Source organism: Variovorax paradoxus, from assembly GCF_030811855.1.
In the GTDB taxonomy this organism is placed as follows: domain Bacteria; phylum Pseudomonadota; class Gammaproteobacteria; order Burkholderiales; family Burkholderiaceae_C; genus Variovorax; species Variovorax paradoxus_L.
On the sequence record NZ_JAUSRN010000039.1, the window covers coordinates 1 to 1,586 of the forward strand.

General features: G+C 61.5%; 1 protein-coding gene. It reads left to right on the forward strand.

The features are described from left to right. Positions 1-77 precede the first annotated feature (77 nt). Positions 78-1,586 (forward strand): flagellar biosynthesis protein FlhA (locus J2X92_RS29500; protein WP_307581444.1); only part of this gene is annotated, 1,509 nt, incomplete at its 3' end.

The window sequence follows — 1,586 nt, forward strand, 5'->3', positions numbered from 1 at the left end:
CAGGTCGCCCGCATCATCGTCTGGGTGTTCGCGATGCGCGAGCAGCGACAAGGTCGCGTTGGCGCTGGAACGGTTTCATGAACGCGCTGGCACGCGTTCTCGGCAAACACAGCGATATTGCGCTGGTGCTGCTCGTGCTCGGCGTACTGGTGGTGCTTTTTGCACCCATACCCAGCGGGCTGCTCGATTTCTTGATCCTGAGCAACTTCAGCTTCGCATTTCTCGTGCTGCTGCTGACCTTCTACATGGCCAGGCCCGTGGAGTTTTCCACCTTCCCGTCGCTGCTCCTGATCGCGACCTTGTTTCGTTTGTCGCTCAACGTCGCGGCCACTCGGCTGATTCTCTCGGATGGCGATGCCGGGCGCGTCATCGGTGCAATCGGCGCTTTCGTGGTCGGTGGGAACTACGTCATCGGATTGATCGTCTTTCTCATTCTCATCGTGGTGCAGTATGTGGTGGTCACCAGCGGCGCCCAGCGGGTGTCCGAGGTCGCCGCGCGTTTCACTCTCGACAGCATGCCGGGCCAGCAGATGAGCATCGACGCCGACCTCAACATGGGCTTCATCGATCAGGCCGAGGCTCAACGCCGCCGCAAGAACCTCGAAAAAGAAGCTGGCTTCTATGGAGCCATGGACGGTGCCAGCAAGTTCGTCAAGGGTGATGCGATCGCCGGCATCATCATCCTGTTGATCAACATCATCGGCGGCCTGGTGATCGGCGTGATGCAGCACGGCCTTCCCTGGGGCCAAGCGCTGCAGACGTACACCCTGCTGACTATCGGCGACGGCATCGTGACGCAGGTGCCGGCACTCGTGATCGCTGTCGGAACCGGCATCATCGTCACGCGTTCCGCGTCCGACGCAAACCTGAGCCGCGAGGCCTTGAGACAGATCAGCTCGTTCCCCAAAACGCTTCTTCTCGTGGCAATGGCACTTGGCGGTTTGCTTGTACTCCCCGGTATTCCCGTTTTGCCGACGCTCGCGTTGACCGCCTGTTTCCTGCTGGCCGCGACCATGCTCTACCGCGCGGCCAAGGCCAAGACCGAAGGCGCGAGAGAGGCCGGAGCATCTGGCGGCGCCGCGGGTGATGTGCCAACGACAGCGGTGGATGGGCGTGCTGCATCCACGAATGACGATCCCTACGCACAGCTCCAGGTGGAGCCGATCGAAGTTCACCTGGGCAGTAATTGGGTACCACTGATCAATCAGCCGGGAAGCGTTTTCATGGAACGTGTCGCAAGCTTCCGCAAGCAGCACGCGCAGGAGTTCGGCTTGGTATTGCCGCGCGTCCGGTTCAAGGATTCGGCGCGGCTGTCGGCCGACAGGTACGAAATTCATCTCGACGGTGTACTGGTTGGAAAGGGCGAGGCTCGCGCTGACAGGCTGCTCGCCATTCATCCCGCGGGGGACATCAAGTCGGTGCCTGGCGAGCCGACCCGCGATCCGACGTACGGACTGCCGGCGCTGTGGATCGAGGAAAGCCAGCGCGAAACGGCCAACCAGGCGAAATACACCCTGGTCGATGCGCCGACTGTCTTCATGACGCATCTGACCGAGATGCTCAGGCGTGAGTCGGCCACGTTGCTC